Genomic DNA, 15,489 nt, shown 5'->3' with positions numbered 1-15,489 from the left:
GTTTACTGGCCCGCTTTTTTTATGCGTCATTATTGCTGAAGTGCTTAATGCCAAATCATCAATGCAATCAGGCTGACCACCACCAGACCACACAATGCGCTGGTCAGAATAAACTGCCGACGCACCCGCTCACAGCGGCGAATAAACTCATCATCGTGATGATCGCGATAACGTTGGGCATAGATATACCAAACGAGACGCACCTGTTTGTTGGGTTGGCCATGTGAGGTAAAAAAGCCCCCTCCATCAACATATTGATAGAGCAATGGATCGCAGTTACGCAGTACCACTAACAACGCGCGTAGTGATGAGAAATAGCGCGCCATGTTAACAATGCAAACGACACATAAAGCCCAAAATAATGCGACGGTGCTTATCATACCTCCTCCCCGGCGACCTGCCCGCGGAGTTCCACCCCGGGGCTACCGCTCCCGATACGCTGCCAATCAGTTAACACCAGGTCCTGGAGAAACCGCTTTTGTGGTGACCAACATCCGAGCGGCTCTATAGATAGTGTAGGAGATCAGGTTGTTTTTTTTCCAGAAGGTTAACCACTATCAATATATTCATGTCGAAAATTTGTTTATCTAACGAGTAAGCAAGGCGGATTGACGGATCATCCGGGTCGCTATAAGGTAAGGATGGTCTTAACACTGAATCTTTACGGCTGGGTTAGCCCCGCGCACGTAGTTCGCAGGACGCGGGTGACGTAACGGCACAAGAAACGCTAGCTGGCCAGTCATCGACAACTTTATGGAAGGAGTAACACTATGGCTTATAAACACATTCTCATCGCGGTCGACCTCTCCCCGGAAAGCAAAGTTCTGGTAGAGAAAGCAGTCTCTATGGCTCGCCCCTACAATGCGAAAGTTTCTCTGATCCACGTAGATGTAAACTACTCTGACCTATACACCGGGCTTATTGATGTGAATCTGGGTGATATGCAGAAACGCATCTCTGAAGAGACACATCATGCACTGACCGAGCTTTCCACTAATGCAGGCTACCCAATCACTGAAACCCTGAGTGGCAGCGGCGACCTGGGCCAGGTTCTGGTCGATGCAATCAAGAAATACGATATGGATTTGGTGGTTTGTGGTCACCACCAGGACTTCTGGAGCAAACTGATGTCTTCCGCACGTCAGCTGATCAACACCGTTCACGTTGATATGCTGATTGTTCCGCTGCGCGACGAAGAAGAATAATCTTCCCTCTACGACGTGTTCCTGAACGCCCGCATATGCGGGCGTTTTGCTTTTTGGCGCGCCTTGTTACCTTGCAGCGTAAACACCTTATCTGGCCTACGGTCTGCGTACGCAATCAAAATCCCCTGCCAATACAACATTTAACACCATCATATTTTCCATCATTAGTGTGATCAGCTGGTTATTTTCTGTTGTAATAGTGTATTAATCTATTCACCGCATCAATATTAAGAATCTCTGACAGATGTAAACTTTTTCGCGCGTTATCCCTTACGCGTTCATACTTTTCAGGATGGTATTGGAAGGTTAATAAATATGAATACAACAACACCCATGGGGATGCTGCAGCAACCTCGCCCATTTTTCATGATCTTTTTTGTCGAGTTATGGGAGCGATTCGGCTACTACGGCGTGCAGGGCGTACTGGCTGTTTTCTTCGTTAAGCAGCTTGGATTCTCGCAAGAACAGGCTTTTGTCACTTTTGGTGCTTTTGCTGCGCTGGTCTATGGCCTCATTTCCATTGGCGGCTATGTCGGCGACCACCTGCTGGGGACCAAACGCACCATTGTTCTCGGAGCACTTGTGCTGGCGATTGGCTACTTCATGACCGGCATGTCGCTACTTAAGCCTGACCTGATTTTCATCGCCCTGGGGACTATCGCTGTCGGTAACGGCCTGTTTAAAGCTAACCCAGCCAGCTTGCTTTCGAAGTGCTATCCGCCGAAAGATCCGCGGCTTGATGGCGCATTTACCCTGTTCTATATGTCGATCAACATCGGCTCGTTGATAGCGTTATCGCTGGCCCCTGTGATCGCTGATAGATTCGGCTATTCAGTCACCTACAACCTGTGCGGTGCGGGATTAATTATCGCGCTATTGGTTTACATCGCCTGTCGCGGAATGGTGAAAGACATTGGTTCTGAACCCGACTTCCGGCCGATGAGCTTCAGCAAACTGTTGTACGTGTTACTTGGCAGCGTGGTGATGATCTTCGTCTGTGCATGGCTGATGCACAACGTAGAAGTCGCCAATCTGGTGCTGATTGTTCTCTCCATCGTCGTCACCATCATTTTCTTTCGTCAGGCATTCAAGCTGGATAAAACCGGGCGCAATAAAATGTTTGTCGCCTTTGTCCTGATGCTCGAAGCGGTGGTGTTTTACATTCTCTACGCCCAGATGCCAACGTCGCTGAACTTCTTTGCCATCAACAACGTGCATCATGAAATTCTCGGCTTTTCCATCAACCCGGTCAGCTTCCAGGCGCTTAACCCGTTCTGGGTGGTACTCGCCAGCCCAATACTGGCAGGTATCTACACGCATTTGGGTAACAAAGGCAAAGACCTCTCGATGCCGATGAAATTTACTCTCGGTATGTTTATGTGCTCGCTGGGCTTTTTGACGGCTGCAGCTGCGGGAATGTGGTTTGCTGATGCACAAGGACTGACATCGCCGTGGTTTATCGTGCTGGTTTACTTGTTCCAGAGCCTGGGTGAACTGTTTATTAGCGCCCTTGGCCTGGCGATGATTGCTGCCCTGGTGCCGCAGCATTTGATGGGCTTTATTCTCGGGATGTGGTTCCTGACGCAGGCTGCCGCGTTCTTGCTGGGCGGCTATGTGGCAACATTTACCGCAGTACCAGACAACATTACCGATCCGCTTGAGACGTTGCCCGTCTATACCAACGTGTTTGGTAAGATTGGCCTGGTTACGCTGGGCGTTGCGGTGGTGATGCTGCTGATGGTGCCGTGGCTGAAACGCATGATTGCGACACCCGAAAGCCATTAATTATTCTTGCAGAAAGCAGGGTAGCGATAACGCTACCCTGCTTTACTTTTACACCGGCGTTCCGGCATAAATATCAAAGCGATGCCCTTTAGTGACTACCGCGTTTGGCGTGGCGACATTCGCCAGCGGCGGCGCATAGTCCGGACGCTTCACCACCACGCGTTTGGTTGCCAGCAACCGCGCAGGCTCCAACAATCCATCGGCATCAAGATCCGGCCCCACCAGCGACTGAAACACGCGCATCTCTTTTTTCACCAGCGCGCTTTTCTGCTTATGCGGGAACATTGGGTCAAGATAGACCACCTGCGGACGCGGGGTGATATCGCTCAGCGCCGTCAGACTGGAGGCGTGAATCAACTGCAAACGTTCCTGTAACCAGCCGCCGATTTCCGCATCCGCATAACCACGCGCCAGACCATCGTCGAGCAACGCGGCAACCACCGGATTGCGCTCCAGCATCCGCACGCGGCAGCCGACCGAAGCCAGCACAAAGGCATCGCGCCCTAATCCTGCGGTGGCGTCCACCACATCCGGCAAATAATCGCCTTTAATGCCCACTGCTTTTGCCACCGCTTCACCACGTCCGCCGCCGAATTTGCGTCGGTGCGCCATCGCTCCGCCAACAAAATCAACAAAGATGCCGCCAAGTTTCGGCTCATCACGCTTGCGCAGTTCCAGGTGCTCCGGCGTTAACACCAGCGCCATCAGGTTGTCTTCATCGTGCTCCAGCCCCCAGCGAGCCGCCAGAACAGATAAGGCGCCGTCTCCGGCGCCTGTTTCATCAATTAAGCAGATTTTCACTGAATGATCAGCCCTTAATGCCGTAATGCTCCAGCATCGCATCCAGCTGTGGTTCACGACCACGGAAGCGTTTGAACAGCTCCATCGGCTCTTCTGAACCGCCACGGCTCAGAATGTTGTCGAGGAACGACTGCCCAGTTTCACGGTTGAAAATGCCCTCTTCCTCAAAACGCGAGAAGGCATCTGCTGCCAGTACATCGGCCCACAGGTAGCTGTAGTAACCTGCCGCATAACCACCGGCAAAAATGTGGCTGAAAGCATGCGGGAAACGGCCCCATGACGGAGACGGTACCACGGCAACCAGTTTCTTGATTTCTGCCAGAGTTTCGAGGATTTTCGCTCCCTGATCCGGGCGGAACTCGGCATGGAGGCGGAAATCGAACAGACCGAACTCCAGCTGGCGCAGAATAAACAGCGCCGCCTGGTAGTTCTTCGCCGCCAGCATTTTATCCAGCAACTCTTTCGGCAGCGGTTCGCCGGTTTCATAGTGACCGGAGATAAACGCCAGCGCCTCCGGCTCCCAGCACCAGTTTTCCATAAACTGGCTCGGCAGTTCGACCGCATCCCACGGCACCCCGCTGATACCAGACACTCCAGCGGTTTCAATGCGGGTCAGCATATGATGCAGGCCGTGACCGAACTCGTGGAACAGGGTGATCACTTCGTCATGGGTAAACAGCGCCGGTTTACCATTTACCGGGCGGTTGAAGTTGCAGGTCAAATACGCGACCGGTTTTTGCAGCGAACCGTCTGCTTTACGCATCTGGCCTACGCAGTCATCCATCCACGCCCCGCCGCGCTTGTTTTCACAGGCGTACAGGTCGAGGTAGAAACTGCCGCGCAGTTCGTTGTTTTCGTCATACAGTTCGAAGAAACGGACATCCGGATGCCAGACATCAACATCTTTACGCTCTTTAGCGGTGATGCCGTAAATACGTTTCACCACTTCAAACAGGCCGTTAACCGCTTTGTTTTCCGGGAAGTACGGACGCAGTTGTTCGTCACTGATGCTGTAGAGGTGCTGTTTCTGTTTTTCGCTGTAGTATGCGATATCCCACGGCTGCAACTCATCCACGCCAAATTCGGCTTTAGCGAAGGCACGCAGTTGCGCCAGCTCTTTTTCGCCTTGTGGACGCGCGCGTTTTGCCAGATCGGTTAAGAAATCCAGCACCTGCTGTGGGTTTTCTGCCATTTTAGTAGCAAGGGATTTAAAGGCATAGTTTTCAAAGCCCAGCAGTTGCGCCAGTTCGTGACGCAGCGCGAGGATCTCTTCCATCACCTTGCTGTTGTCCCACTTACCGGCGTTCGGGCCTTGATCGGAAGCGCGGGTGCTGTAAGCGCGATACATCTCTTCACGCATAGCCTGGTTGTCGCAGTAGGTCATTACCGGCAGGTAGCTTGGGATATCCAGCGTCAGCAGGTAGCCTTCAAGTTCTTTCGCTTCAGCCTGGGCTTTTGCCGCAGCCAGCGCGCTTTCTGGCATCCCCGCCAGCTCCGCTTCGTCGGTAACGAGTTTGGTCCAGCCCATCGTCGCATCGAGGACGTTGTTGCTGTACTGGTTGCCCAGTTCAGAAAGACGGGTAGCAATTTCGCCGTAACGCTGCTGTTTCTCTTTCGGCAGACCGATGCCAGAGAGTTCGAAGTCGCGCAGTGCGTTATCAACCGCTTTTTTCTGCGCCGTGTTCAGCGTGGCGTAATGATCGCCATCGCGCAGGTCGCGATATGCCTTATACAGCCCTTCATGTTGCCCTACCCAGGTGCTGTATTCTGACAGCAGCGGCAGGGTTTGTTCGTACGCTTCACGCAGTTCCGGGCTATTTTTCACCGAGTTCAGGTGGCTGACCGGAGAGAAGATACGCCCCAGCACATCGTCCACTTCCGCCAACGGCTGGCAGAGATTTTCCCAGGTGTACGGTGCCCCTTGCGCTACTACGCGCTCCACATTTTCGCGGCAGTCGTTCAGCGCCTTAGTCACGGCAGGAACGACATGTTCCGGGAGAATTTTAGAAAACGGAGGCAATTCAAAGGGAGTCAGTAACGGATTCGTCATTAGCGCAGTCCTGGTTAAAGAGGTTAAGGAAGCGCTCAACAGGCGCTTTACATAATGTGTGTAGCATGGGGTTAAGTGTAGTGAATTTCAATGAGAAACGTTACGCTTTCGCGGCGGCGGCCTCTTTTCGGTATACTGTTCTGATAGGCTTTTGTGCGCCCCGAATACGGGCCGATTTTTACTTACCGGAACACCTTTACCCATGCTCAGTTATCGCCATAGCTTTCACGCTGGCAACCACGCCGACGTCCTTAAACATACCGTTCAGAGCCTGATCATTGAGTCGCTGAAAGAGAAAGATAAACCGTTTCTTTATCTCGATACCCACGCAGGGGCCGGGCGTTATCAGTTAGGCAGCGAACATGCCGAGCGTACCGGCGAATATCTCGAAGGTATCGCCCGTATCTGGCAGCAGGACGATTTGCCTGCGGAGCTGGAGCCGTACATCAATGTGGTAAAACACTTCAACCGTAGCGGTCAGTTGCGTTATTACCCCGGTTCGCCGTTGATTGCTCGTCAGTTACTGCGTGAACAGGACAGCCTGCAACTGACCGAACTGCACCCGAGCGATTACCCGTTGCTGCGTTCTGAATTTCAGAAAGACAACCGTGCGCGCGTGGAAAAAGCCGACGGTTTCCAGCAGCTTAAGGCCAAACTGCCGCCGGTTTCCCGCCGTGGTTTAATCCTTATCGACCCGCCGTATGAAATGAAAACGGATTATCAGGCGGTGGTCAGCGGCATCAACGAGGGGTATAAACGTTTTGCCACGGGCGTTTATGCACTGTGGTATCCAGTGGTGCTGCGTCAGCAAATTAAGCGCATGATCCACGACCTGGAAGCGACCGGCATTCGCAAAATTCTGCAAATTGAACTGGCGGTGCTGCCAGACAGCGATCGCCGTGGCATGACCGCTTCCGGCATGATTGTGATTAACCCACCGTGGAAGCTGGAACAGCAGATGAATAACGTGCTGCCGTGGCTGCACAGCAAACTGGTTCCGGCAGGCACTGGTCACGCTACCGTCAGCTGGATCGTGCCGGAGTAATTGCAGCCATCGCTGGCACCTATTACGTCTCGCGCTACAATCGCGGTAATCAACGATAAGGACAATATGTCATGACTAAACACTATGATTACATCGCCATCGGCGGCGGCAGCGGCGGTATCGCCTCCATCAACCGCGCGGCTATGTACGGTCAGAAATGCGCGCTGATTGAAGCCAAAGAACTGGGCGGCACCTGCGTGAACGTCGGCTGCGTACCGAAGAAAGTAATGTGGCACGCGGCGCAAATCCGTGAAGCGATCCACATGTACGGTCCGGATTATGGTTTCGATACCACTATCAATAAATTCAACTGGGAAACGTTGATCGCCAGCCGTACCGCCTATATCGACCGTATTCATACCTCCTATGAAAACGTGCTCGGTAAAAATAACGTTGATGTAATCAAAGGCTTTGCCCGCTTCGTTGATGCCAAAACGCTGGAAGTTAACGGTGAAACCATCACGGCCGATCATGTCCTGATCGCCACCGGCGGTCGTCCGAGCCACCCGGATATTCCAGGCGTGGAATACGGTATTGATTCCGATGGTTTCTTTGCCCTTCCTGCTTTGCCAGAGCGCGTAGCGGTTGTTGGCGCGGGTTACATCGCCGTGGAACTGGCGGGCGTGATTAACGGCCTCGGCGCGAAAACGCATCTGTTTGTTCGTAAACATGCGCCGCTGCGCAGCTTCGACCCGATGATCTCTGAAACTCTGGTCGAAGTGATGAACGCCGAAGGTCCGCAGTTGCACACCAACGCCATCCCGAAAGCGGTAGTGAAAAATGCCGATGGCAGCCTGACGCTGGAGCTGGAAGATGGTCGCAGTGAAACGGTGGATTGCCTGATTTGGGCGATTGGTCGCGAGCCTGCCAATGACAACATCAACCTGGAAGCCGCTGGTGTAAAAACCAACGAAAAAGGCTATATCGTCGTCGATAAATATCAAAATACCAACGTTGAAGGTATTTACGCGGTGGGCGATAACACGGGTGCAGTGGAACTGACACCGGTGGCAGTTGCAGCGGGTCGCCGTCTCTCTGAACGCCTGTTTAATAACAAGCCGGATGAGCATCTGGATTACAGCAACATTCCGACCGTGGTCTTCAGCCATCCGCCGATTGGGACTGTTGGTTTAACGGAACCGCAGGCACGCGAGCAGTACGGCGACGATCAGGTGAAAGTGTATAAATCCTCTTTCACCGCGATGTATACCGCCGTCACCACTCACCGCCAGCCGTGCCGCATGAAACTGGTATGCGTTGGACCGGAAGAGAAGATTGTCGGAATTCACGGCATTGGTTTTGGTATGGACGAAATGTTGCAGGGCTTCGCGGTGGCACTGAAGATGGGCGCAACCAAAAAAGACTTCGATAATACCGTCGCCATTCACCCGACGGCGGCAGAAGAGTTCGTGACCATGCGTTAAATGTTAAAGGGCTAAGAGTAGTGTGCTCTTAGCCCTTAGCTACGTTTCCGCTATCAGTTCAGAAGCTGAAGCAGAAAGCGGATCAGTTCCAGCAGCGCAATTAACGCCCCAAGAACGATGATTGCTTTATCAATCACCCGTGTTCTCCATACGATGGAGTGAGAATGCATCCGCTTACTCATCCATTGCCTGTCACGGCGCATGCCCTATTGTTAGATAATGGCATTCTCACTCCGGCCAGAGCATCAGTTAACGGCACCACCCGTACCACTGATCAGGACTTTGAAAGCGTTTATGCGCATTGCCAGAGTGAAAATGCCTCAGAGCTAACTGGATAATCATACAGTATATTCAGGTTATAAAACCAGCATGTCCTTGCAATAGTTTCAGTATGGTATTAGCATTGATGCGTTAGATGATGGCATTCTCACTCCAGCCAGAGCCACCAACTCAGGGCTGGAAAGTAAAAAAACCGACGCAAAGTCGGTTTTTTTACATCCGGATTCGGACAAGGCTTAATATGACGATGACCCAGTGAAAGTATATAAATCGTCACTGCGATATATACCGAAGTGCCCCCTCCGCCAGCTGAAGAAATCGCTAATTCTTGCAATGTTAGCCACTGGCTAATAGTATTGAACCGTTAGATAAGAGCTCTCTCACCCCAGCCAGAGCCACCAACTCAGGGCTGGAAAGTAAAAAACCGACACAAAGTCGGTTTTTTTACGTCCTGATTCAGGTCTTTTCCAATAAATACCCAACTCTTAACTCACATCTATTACCTTCCTCTGCACATACGCATTCGTTAAACCATATATGTTTTTGACTTATCCGCTTCGAAGAGAGACACTAAGTGCAACAATCAGGAGCGCAATATGTCATTTCTGTTACCCATCCAACTCTTCAAAATTCTTGCCGATGAAACCCGTTTGGGCATCGTTTTACTGCTCAGCGAGCTGGGAGAGTTATGCGTCTGCGATCTGTGCACTGCCCTCGATCAGTCGCAGCCCAAGATCTCCCGCCATCTGGCATTACTGCGTGAAAGTGGGCTATTGCTGGACCGCAAGCAAGGAAAGTGGGTTCATTACCGTTTATCGCCGCATATTCCAGCATGGGCGGCGAAAATTATTGAGCAGGCCTGGCGATGCGAACAGGAAAAGGTTCAGGTGATTGTCCGTAACCTCGCCAGACAAAATTGTTCCGCAGACAGTAAGAATATTTGTAGTTAAAAAATTTATCTAAACACATATGAATATTCGAATGTGTTTTATCAAGGAGGCATGATGTTACTGGCGGGCGCTATCTTTGTCCTGACCATCGTATTGGTTATCTGGCAGCCGAAAGGTTTAGGCATCGGCTGGAGTGCGACACTGGGCGCCGTACTGGCGTTAGTTACTGGCGTGGTCCATCCGGGCGATATTCCGGTGGTGTGGAATATCGTCTGGAACGCGACGGCGGCGTTTATAGCCGTCATTATCATCAGCTTGCTGCTGGATGAGTCCGGCTTTTTTGAATGGGCGGCGCTGCACGTCTCACGCTGGGGCAATGGGCGCGGTCGCTTGCTGTTTACCTGGATTGTCCTGCTCGGTGCTGCCGTTGCAGCTCTGTTTGCCAATGATGGCGCGGCGCTTATTTTGACACCGATTGTCATCGCCATGCTGCTGGCTTTAGGGTTCAACAAAGGCACTACGCTGGCGTTTGTTATGGCGGCCGGATTCATTGCCGATACCGCCAGCCTGCCGCTTATTGTCTCCAATCTGGTGAATATCGTTTCGGCAGATTTCTTTGACCTCGGCTTTCGCGAATACGCCTCGGTGATGGTGCCGGTGGATATCGCTGCAATACTGGCTACCCTGGTGATGTTGCATCTCTATTTCCGCAAAGATATTCCGCAGAACTACGACATGGCGCTGCTAAAATCTCCCGCAGAAGCGGTTAAAGATCCTGCCACCTTCAAAACTGGCGGGGTTGTTTTACTGCTTCTGCTGGTGGGATTTTTCGTCCTGGAACCGCTCGGCATTCCGGTAAGCGCCATTGCGGCAGTGGGCGCGCTGATATTATTTGTCGTCGCTAAACGCGGTCATGCGATTAATACGGGTAAGGTGCTGCGCGGTGCGCCCTGGCAGATTGTCATCTTCTCGCTCGGCATGTATCTGGTGGTTTATGGCCTGCGCAATGCCGGATTAACGGAATATCTTTCTGGCGTACTCAACGTGCTGGCGGATAACGGCCTGTGGGCGGCGACGCTCGGCACCGGATTCCTCACCGCCTTCCTCTCTTCTATTATGAACAATATGCCGACGGTACTGGTTGGCGCGTTGTCCATTGATGGCAGCACGGCGTCTGGTGTCATCAAAGAGGCGATGGTTTATGCCAACGTGATTGGCTGCGATTTGGGGCCGAAAATTACACCGATTGGTAGCCTGGCAACGCTGCTCTGGCTGCACGTACTTTCGCAGAAGAATATGACTATCAGCTGGGGATATTACTTCCGTACAGGGATTATCATGACCCTGCCGGTGCTTTTTGTGACGCTGGCTGTGCTGGCGCTACGTCTCTCTTTCACTTTGTAATGAGATATTGATATGAGCAACATTACCATTTATCACAACCCGGCCTGCGGTACGTCGCGTAATACGCTGGAGATGATCCGCAACAGCGGTACAGAACCGACCATTATCTATTATCTGGAAACACCGCCAACGCGCGATGAGCTGGTCAAACTCATTGCCGATATGGGGATTTCCGTACGCGCGCTGCTGCGTAAAAACGTCGAGCCGTATGAGGAACTAGGCCTTGCAGAAGATAAATTTACTGACGATCGGTTAATCGACTTTATGCTTCAGCACCCGATTCTGATTAATCGCCCGATTGTGGTGACGCCGCTGGGAACTCGCCTGTGCCGCCCTTCAGAAGTGGTGCTGGAAATTCTGCCAGATGCGCAACAACGCGCGTTCACCAAGGAAGATGGCGAGAAAGTGGTTGATGAGGCGGGTAAGCGCCTGAAATAGCTAAAGGGGGATATGCCCCCTTATTTGTTCTTCGTGGCCCCTTCGCCATGTGTTTTGCTATTTACGCAGCACTCCTCGCGTAAGAATTCAATTATCGCTTCCAGCATTGCATATTGCGAAACACACATCAGCGTCCGACTCTCACGGTTTTGTTTGACCAGTCCTACCGATACCAGTGCTGAGATATGGTGGCTGAGTGTGGAGCCAGGTATCCCAAGCTGCTTTTGCAACTCACCGACCGGCAAACCTAGTTCCCCCGCTTTGACCAGGTGTTTGAATATGAACAAACGGGTCGGGTGACCTAGCTCTTTCAGCGCTTTAGCAACTTCTTCCAACTGCATATGACACCCCCTTTGTCTGGTTGATATTTCGATAATACCAGAAATATCTTGATCTGAATTTTATTTCGATTATTCTGGAAATATAGATTTATTCAATGAGGTTACGTATGAGTAGTTGGCTTGCGATGCTGCAAGATGCCGCAGAAATGTTTGTGTTTCTCGCCGTCGAGCTTTCTTTGCTGTTTATAGTGATTAGTGCCGGTGTGAGCCTGATAAGACAAAAGGTGCCAGACCATAAAATCCAGCAGATAATGGGGGCCAGAAAAGGGAGAGGTTATCTCCTGGCTGCTCTGTTGGGAGCCGTTACCCCGTTCTGTAGTTGCTCGACAATCCCCATGTTACGTGGATTGTTATCAGCGAAAGCCGGGTTTGGTCCGACCCTCACTTTTTTATTTGTTTCCCCATTACTTAATCCCATTATCGTCGGGTTAATGTGGGTGACCTTTGGCTGGAAAGTTACCTTGTTGTACGCGATTATCGCCGCCGGCGTCTCCGTACTTGCCAGTATTATCCTGGATTCCCTGGGATTTGAACGTCATATCATTGCCAGTAAAAGCTCATCAGCAAATTGTTGTGCTCAAGCCAAAACTTCGCCGGGGACGACATATACGCCAATAAAAGTGAGTTGCTGTAGTCCAGCGGCTAAAGCCATTGAGAAACCTGTAGTAAACTGTTGCAGTACCAAAGCTGTGGTAAGTATTAATCCCATAAAACTAGCCACCAAAGATGCGTTGCAACAGTTTAAAGATGTACTGCCATATCTTTTGTTAGGGGTATTAATAGGCTCTTTTATTTATGGCTTTATTCCCTCAGAGTGGATTGCCGCTCATGCAGGGGCAGATAATCCCTTCGCCATCCCATTGAGCGCCGTTGTCGGTATTCCGCTATATATCCGGGCAGAGGCGGTTATCCCTCTGGCATCTGTTCTGATGACAAAAGGAATGGGTCTGGGAGCATTAATGGCATTAATCATCGGCAGTGCCGGCGCAAGCCTGACGGAAGTGATATTACTTAAATCAATGTTCAGAATACCGATGATAGTTGCATTCCTGACGGTTATCTTAGGTATGGCTATCTTGATGGGCTACTTGACTCAAATGCTATTTTAAATAGATGCCAGCAGTAAACTATAAGGAGCATTGTGAGTGCCTTATCCTTCTGAGTAGAAAATCATAGATAGGATAATCCTTAAAAATCACAAATAACTTAACTAATGCTTTGAGAATGATGACGGATCCGTCAGTAAGTCATCAATCGACAATCACCACGCAATCATGCTTCTCTGACATTGTATCGGAGAAGCAATGCCTCTTTGTCTCAGTGCTATCCCCCCTTTTAAAGGGCAGATTTCAGTCGCCAATACAACACATTTTTAAATACACTTTAACCTGGTTCATTATTACACATCTAAAACATCACGAAAATATCACTTCACACACTATCGGAGAACATCATAACTTTTTAAAATGAGCGCTTTTTGATAGTTGTTAACGTTTTCCTTTACGATACTATCACTGCCCTTTTTTATACACAAATATTATCGGGTGGAAATGAAAGGGAAGTTAAAGGTAATTATATCAGGAAGATATGACGCATTGTGTTTATTTCCGCGTAGAAAAAATCCATTCCTGCTCTAATTCTTCGATTTACAAAAATTTAGCGAAATAGATGAACAATAAGGAATGTTATGTCAATTGACTTTACCCCAGGTATGATAAATACATATCACGGCGATATTTATAACCGCACAACAGATACCGACAATGTTAAAACACCAGACACACCGATGTGGCCTTGTGATAATCAGGAAGAACAGCAACCCATTAATTTTTCATTGTCTGAAGAAGGATATAACGCTGAACAATTTGATTTAGCGCAACAACAACTCCAACAAATTAATGCGTGCCACACGAACACCACATATACAAATGCAGACTACTCAAAAGTTGTGGCTCAACTTGTAAAACTTATTAATAACATTGAAACGATAAGTTCGACACCACTTACGCAACAGACACAATCAATACTTAATCAGATTAATAACATTAGATACGAAAAGAATAAAAACTCTGAATCTAAAATCATTGTTGTCTTTAATCCTAAGCCCAATAAGCCAATCATAACTAAAATTCTCGTAGAAGAGGGAATACCAGTAAGATTCAGTGTCCAAACCGTTTCTTCCGAAAATAAAAATTTTTCTGGGCAACGAACTGATTTACCAACTGATATAAAAGATATTCAAAGCTTGTACCAAAAAATGACAAGGTTGTATATTGAGCACAGTGAAAATGAAAACAGGATGAAAGTCTTTGCTGGAACCAACTTTATTGATTTCAATATGACAGGACAGGACCTGTCCGGGTTCGTTCTAACCTTGTCAAGGTTTTATTTCGAAGATCTACTTAATGTAAACTTCACTGACGCAAATTTATTTGATACTATTTTTTCACATAAGGAAAACCCCATCACAAATTTACATAAAGATGAACAATATGTTGACAAACAAATCAATGGTTTATTTTCAACATTATTAACCATTAATGACAACTCTTTAAGAGCAAAAGCGGAAATTGCTTCGACAATAATAGAATTATTAGAGACCAGGGTAAACAATCTTTCATACAACGACATAATAAAATATCAGAAAGAATTCCAAAAAGAATGTTACAAGCAAGTTAAAAATTTTACAACACCCTCTCGATACAATAGAATTAAAAAATGGGCACAAATGTCTGAATATCAATTCGAAATATTTCAACACGATACGTTTCATCCTAAAAAAATGTCATACGCACCTTATTTAAAGAGATCGCTACCTGATGAAAAAACTATAAATTATGGGGTGGAAATAGAAACACCAACTGGCAAAAGAATTCGCTTATCAAATCATTACCAGAATATAATCCCATAATATTGAACATTAGCACTTTATAATCATTGAATAAAAATAGATTTTATGCACCTTTAAAAAAAGGCTATTTTATGGGGCGATGGATACTCATGTCACGCCCCAAAATTAACAGAATTAAACTAAACAGAAGGGATATAAACATCAGACAGGTTTACGTTACTATCAGGCATATCGCCTCAGAATCAGATGAAAACTATAAAGAAATATCTATTATGGTTTTAATATTTGTTGATAAGGATAGTAACATGAACATGACAAAAGGTGCACTCATCCTCAGCCTTTCATTTTTGCTTGCCGCATGTAGTTCAATTCCGCAAAATATCAAAGGCAATAACCAACCTGATATTCAAAAAAGTTTTGTTGCTGTTCATAACCAGCCGGGGTTATATGTTGGCCAACAAGCGCGCTTTGGTGGGAAGGTTATCAACGTTATCAATGGCAAAACGGATACGTTGTTAGAAATCGCTGTATTACCGTTGGATAGCTATGCGAAGCCTGATATTGAAGCCAACTATCAGGGCCGACTGCTCGCCAGACAAAGCGGCTTCCTTGATCCAGTGAACTATCGTAATCACTTTGTTACCATCCTCGGTACCATTCAGGGTGAACAACCTGGCTTTATCAATAAAGTCCCGTATAACTTCCTCGAAGTGAATATGCAGGGCATCCAGGTGTGGCATTTGAGAGAAGTGGTTAATACCACCTATAACCTGTGGGATTACGGCTATGGTGCATTCTGGCCGGAACCGGGCTGGGGTGCGCCTTACTACACCAACGCGGTGAGTCAGGTAACACCTGAGCTGGTCAAATAACACCACCGAAAGATGCAGATGCTTTCTCAGCATCTGCATCATGCATTACATCAAATTAATACACAGCCAGCTAATTATTATTATAAGCCCTGTCCTGTTAATTA

The 15,489-nt window shown here is 48.7% G+C and carries 16 protein-coding genes; 10 read left to right on the top strand and 6 right to left on the bottom strand.

The window, feature by feature from the left end; genetic code table 11:
- Nucleotides 1-44: 44 nt before the first annotated feature.
- Entirely contained in the window at nucleotides 45-380 is a 336-nt protein-coding gene (gene uspB / locus ACJHYW_RS10275) for a universal stress protein UspB (protein ID WP_000626187.1), read from the bottom strand.
- A gap of 390 nt (nucleotides 381-770) precedes the next feature.
- Here uspB and uspA point away from each other — a divergent pair, with 390 nt between their 5' ends.
- A complete protein-coding gene (uspA, locus tag ACJHYW_RS10270; protein WP_000323571.1) occupies nucleotides 771-1,205 on the top strand; it encodes a universal stress protein UspA in 435 nt (144 codons plus the stop codon).
- 96 nt (nucleotides 1,206-1,301) lie between these two features.
- Here uspA and ACJHYW_RS10265 read toward each other — a convergent pair whose 3' ends face one another.
- Complete coding sequence (locus ACJHYW_RS10265) at nucleotides 1,302-1,355, bottom strand: protein YriB (protein WP_211180512.1); 54 nt, start codon at nucleotides 1,353-1,355, stop codon at nucleotides 1,302-1,304.
- 165 nt (nucleotides 1,356-1,520) lie between these two features.
- Between ACJHYW_RS10265 and dtpB the strand changes: the two genes are divergently transcribed.
- A complete protein-coding gene (dtpB, locus tag ACJHYW_RS10260) occupies nucleotides 1,521-2,990 on the top strand; it encodes a dipeptide/tripeptide permease DtpB (RefSeq protein ID WP_001098652.1) in 1,470 nt (489 codons plus the stop codon).
- A 48-nt stretch (nucleotides 2,991-3,038) separates the two neighbouring features.
- Here the strand turns inward: dtpB and rsmJ are convergent, their stop codons facing one another.
- Together rsmJ and prlC are read right to left on the bottom strand one after the other, a co-directional pair.
- Nucleotides 3,039-3,791 (bottom strand): 16S rRNA (guanine(1516)-N(2))-methyltransferase RsmJ, encoded by a 753-nt coding sequence (gene rsmJ, locus ACJHYW_RS10255; protein ID WP_000686607.1) that lies wholly within the window; start codon nucleotides 3,789-3,791, stop codon nucleotides 3,039-3,041.
- Between the two features lie 7 nt (nucleotides 3,792-3,798).
- The gene (prlC, locus tag ACJHYW_RS10250; RefSeq protein WP_061092821.1) at nucleotides 3,799-5,841 is read right to left on the bottom strand and encodes an oligopeptidase A; all 2,043 of its coding nucleotides are present in this window, start codon (nucleotides 5,839-5,841) and stop codon (nucleotides 3,799-3,801) included.
- A gap of 202 nt (nucleotides 5,842-6,043) precedes the next feature.
- On the opposite strand from prlC, the gene rlmJ reads away from it, so the two are divergent.
- Together rlmJ and gorA are read left to right on the top strand one after the other, a co-directional pair.
- Nucleotides 6,044-6,886: a 23S rRNA (adenine(2030)-N(6))-methyltransferase gene (gene rlmJ / locus ACJHYW_RS10245; RefSeq protein WP_001361525.1), complete on the top strand. Its 843-nt coding sequence runs from the start codon at nucleotides 6,044-6,046 to the stop codon at nucleotides 6,884-6,886.
- Nucleotides 6,887-6,957: 71 nt separating this feature from the next.
- Entirely contained in the window at nucleotides 6,958-8,310 is a 1,353-nt protein-coding gene (gorA, locus tag ACJHYW_RS10240) for a glutathione-disulfide reductase (protein ID WP_000160826.1), read from the top strand.
- Nucleotides 8,311-8,363: 53 nt separating this feature from the next.
- Here gorA and dinQ read toward each other — a convergent pair whose 3' ends face one another.
- Complete coding sequence (gene dinQ / locus ACJHYW_RS10235; protein WP_001295215.1) at nucleotides 8,364-8,447, bottom strand: damage-inducible type I toxin DinQ; 84 nt, start codon at nucleotides 8,445-8,447, stop codon at nucleotides 8,364-8,366.
- A gap of 738 nt (nucleotides 8,448-9,185) precedes the next feature.
- Between dinQ and arsR the strand changes: the two genes are divergently transcribed.
- From arsR to arsC, 3 genes are read left to right on the top strand one after another with little or no spacing between them, the layout of a single operon-like run.
- Complete coding sequence (arsR, locus tag ACJHYW_RS10230; RefSeq protein ID WP_000008961.1) at nucleotides 9,186-9,539, top strand: As(III)-sensing metalloregulatory transcriptional repressor ArsR; 354 nt, start codon at nucleotides 9,186-9,188, stop codon at nucleotides 9,537-9,539.
- 54 nt (nucleotides 9,540-9,593) lie between these two features.
- Entirely contained in the window at nucleotides 9,594-10,883 is a 1,290-nt protein-coding gene (gene arsB / locus ACJHYW_RS10225) for an arsenite/antimonite:H(+) antiporter ArsB (protein ID WP_061092820.1), read from the top strand.
- Nucleotides 10,884-10,895: 12 nt separating this feature from the next.
- Nucleotides 10,896-11,321 carry a glutaredoxin-dependent arsenate reductase gene (arsC, locus tag ACJHYW_RS10220; RefSeq protein ID WP_000065788.1) on the top strand — a complete coding sequence of 142 codons (426 nt, stop codon included), beginning with the start codon at nucleotides 10,896-10,898 and terminating at the stop codon, nucleotides 11,319-11,321.
- 20 nt (nucleotides 11,322-11,341) lie between these two features.
- On the opposite strand, the gene ACJHYW_RS10215 is transcribed toward arsC, so the two are convergent.
- Complete coding sequence (locus ACJHYW_RS10215) at nucleotides 11,342-11,662, bottom strand: ArsR/SmtB family transcription factor (RefSeq protein WP_061092819.1); 321 nt, start codon at nucleotides 11,660-11,662, stop codon at nucleotides 11,342-11,344.
- Nucleotides 11,663-11,769: 107 nt separating this feature from the next.
- Between ACJHYW_RS10215 and ACJHYW_RS10210 the strand changes: the two genes are divergently transcribed.
- The 3 genes from ACJHYW_RS10210 (at nucleotide 11,770) to slp (ending at nucleotide 15,385) form a co-directional block, all read left to right on the top strand.
- Nucleotides 11,770-12,771: a permease gene (locus ACJHYW_RS10210; protein ID WP_061092818.1), complete on the top strand. Its 1,002-nt coding sequence runs from the start codon at nucleotides 11,770-11,772 to the stop codon at nucleotides 12,769-12,771.
- A gap of 578 nt (nucleotides 12,772-13,349) precedes the next feature.
- Complete coding sequence (locus tag ACJHYW_RS10205; RefSeq protein WP_061092817.1) at nucleotides 13,350-14,573, top strand: hypothetical protein; 1,224 nt, start codon at nucleotides 13,350-13,352, stop codon at nucleotides 14,571-14,573.
- Nucleotides 14,574-14,818: 245 nt separating this feature from the next.
- Nucleotides 14,819-15,385: an outer membrane lipoprotein Slp gene (gene slp / locus ACJHYW_RS10200; protein ID WP_001057453.1), complete on the top strand. Its 567-nt coding sequence runs from the start codon at nucleotides 14,819-14,821 to the stop codon at nucleotides 15,383-15,385.
- Nucleotides 15,386-15,489 lie beyond the last annotated feature (104 nt).

It is taken from the genome of Escherichia sp. WS3063 (assembly GCF_046486595.1).
GTDB classification, from domain to species: Bacteria; Pseudomonadota; Gammaproteobacteria; order Enterobacterales; family Enterobacteriaceae; genus Escherichia; species Escherichia coli.
This window is presented reverse-complemented; position numbering and strand designations above follow the sequence as displayed.

Bases quoted from the DNA above. Each gene is read 5' to 3' on its own strand.
- ACJHYW_RS10205 (WP_061092817.1), top strand. From the start codon at position 13,350: ATGTCAATTGACTTTACCCCAGGTATGATAAATACATATCACGGCGAT.
- ACJHYW_RS10215 (WP_061092819.1), bottom strand. From the start codon at position 11,662: ATGCAGTTGGAAGAAGTTGCTAAAGCGCTGAAAGAGCTAGGTCACCCG.
- arsR (WP_000008961.1), top strand. From the start codon at position 9,186: ATGTCATTTCTGTTACCCATCCAACTCTTCAAAATTCTTGCCGATGAA.
- ACJHYW_RS10210 (WP_061092818.1), top strand. From the start codon at position 11,770: ATGAGTAGTTGGCTTGCGATGCTGCAAGATGCCGCAGAAATGTTTGTG.
- uspA (WP_000323571.1), top strand. From the start codon at position 771: ATGGCTTATAAACACATTCTCATCGCGGTCGACCTCTCCCCGGAAAGC.
- gorA (WP_000160826.1), top strand. From the start codon at position 6,958: ATGACTAAACACTATGATTACATCGCCATCGGCGGCGGCAGCGGCGGT.
- rlmJ (WP_001361525.1), top strand. From the start codon at position 6,044: ATGCTCAGTTATCGCCATAGCTTTCACGCTGGCAACCACGCCGACGTC.
- slp (WP_001057453.1), top strand. From the start codon at position 14,819: ATGAACATGACAAAAGGTGCACTCATCCTCAGCCTTTCATTTTTGCTT.
- dtpB (WP_001098652.1), top strand. From the start codon at position 1,521: ATGAATACAACAACACCCATGGGGATGCTGCAGCAACCTCGCCCATTT.
- uspB (WP_000626187.1), bottom strand. From the start codon at position 380: ATGATAAGCACCGTCGCATTATTTTGGGCTTTATGTGTCGTTTGCATT.
- arsC (WP_000065788.1), top strand. From the start codon at position 10,896: ATGAGCAACATTACCATTTATCACAACCCGGCCTGCGGTACGTCGCGT.
- arsB (WP_061092820.1), top strand. From the start codon at position 9,594: ATGTTACTGGCGGGCGCTATCTTTGTCCTGACCATCGTATTGGTTATC.
- prlC (WP_061092821.1), bottom strand. From the start codon at position 5,841: ATGACGAATCCGTTACTGACTCCCTTTGAATTGCCTCCGTTTTCTAAA.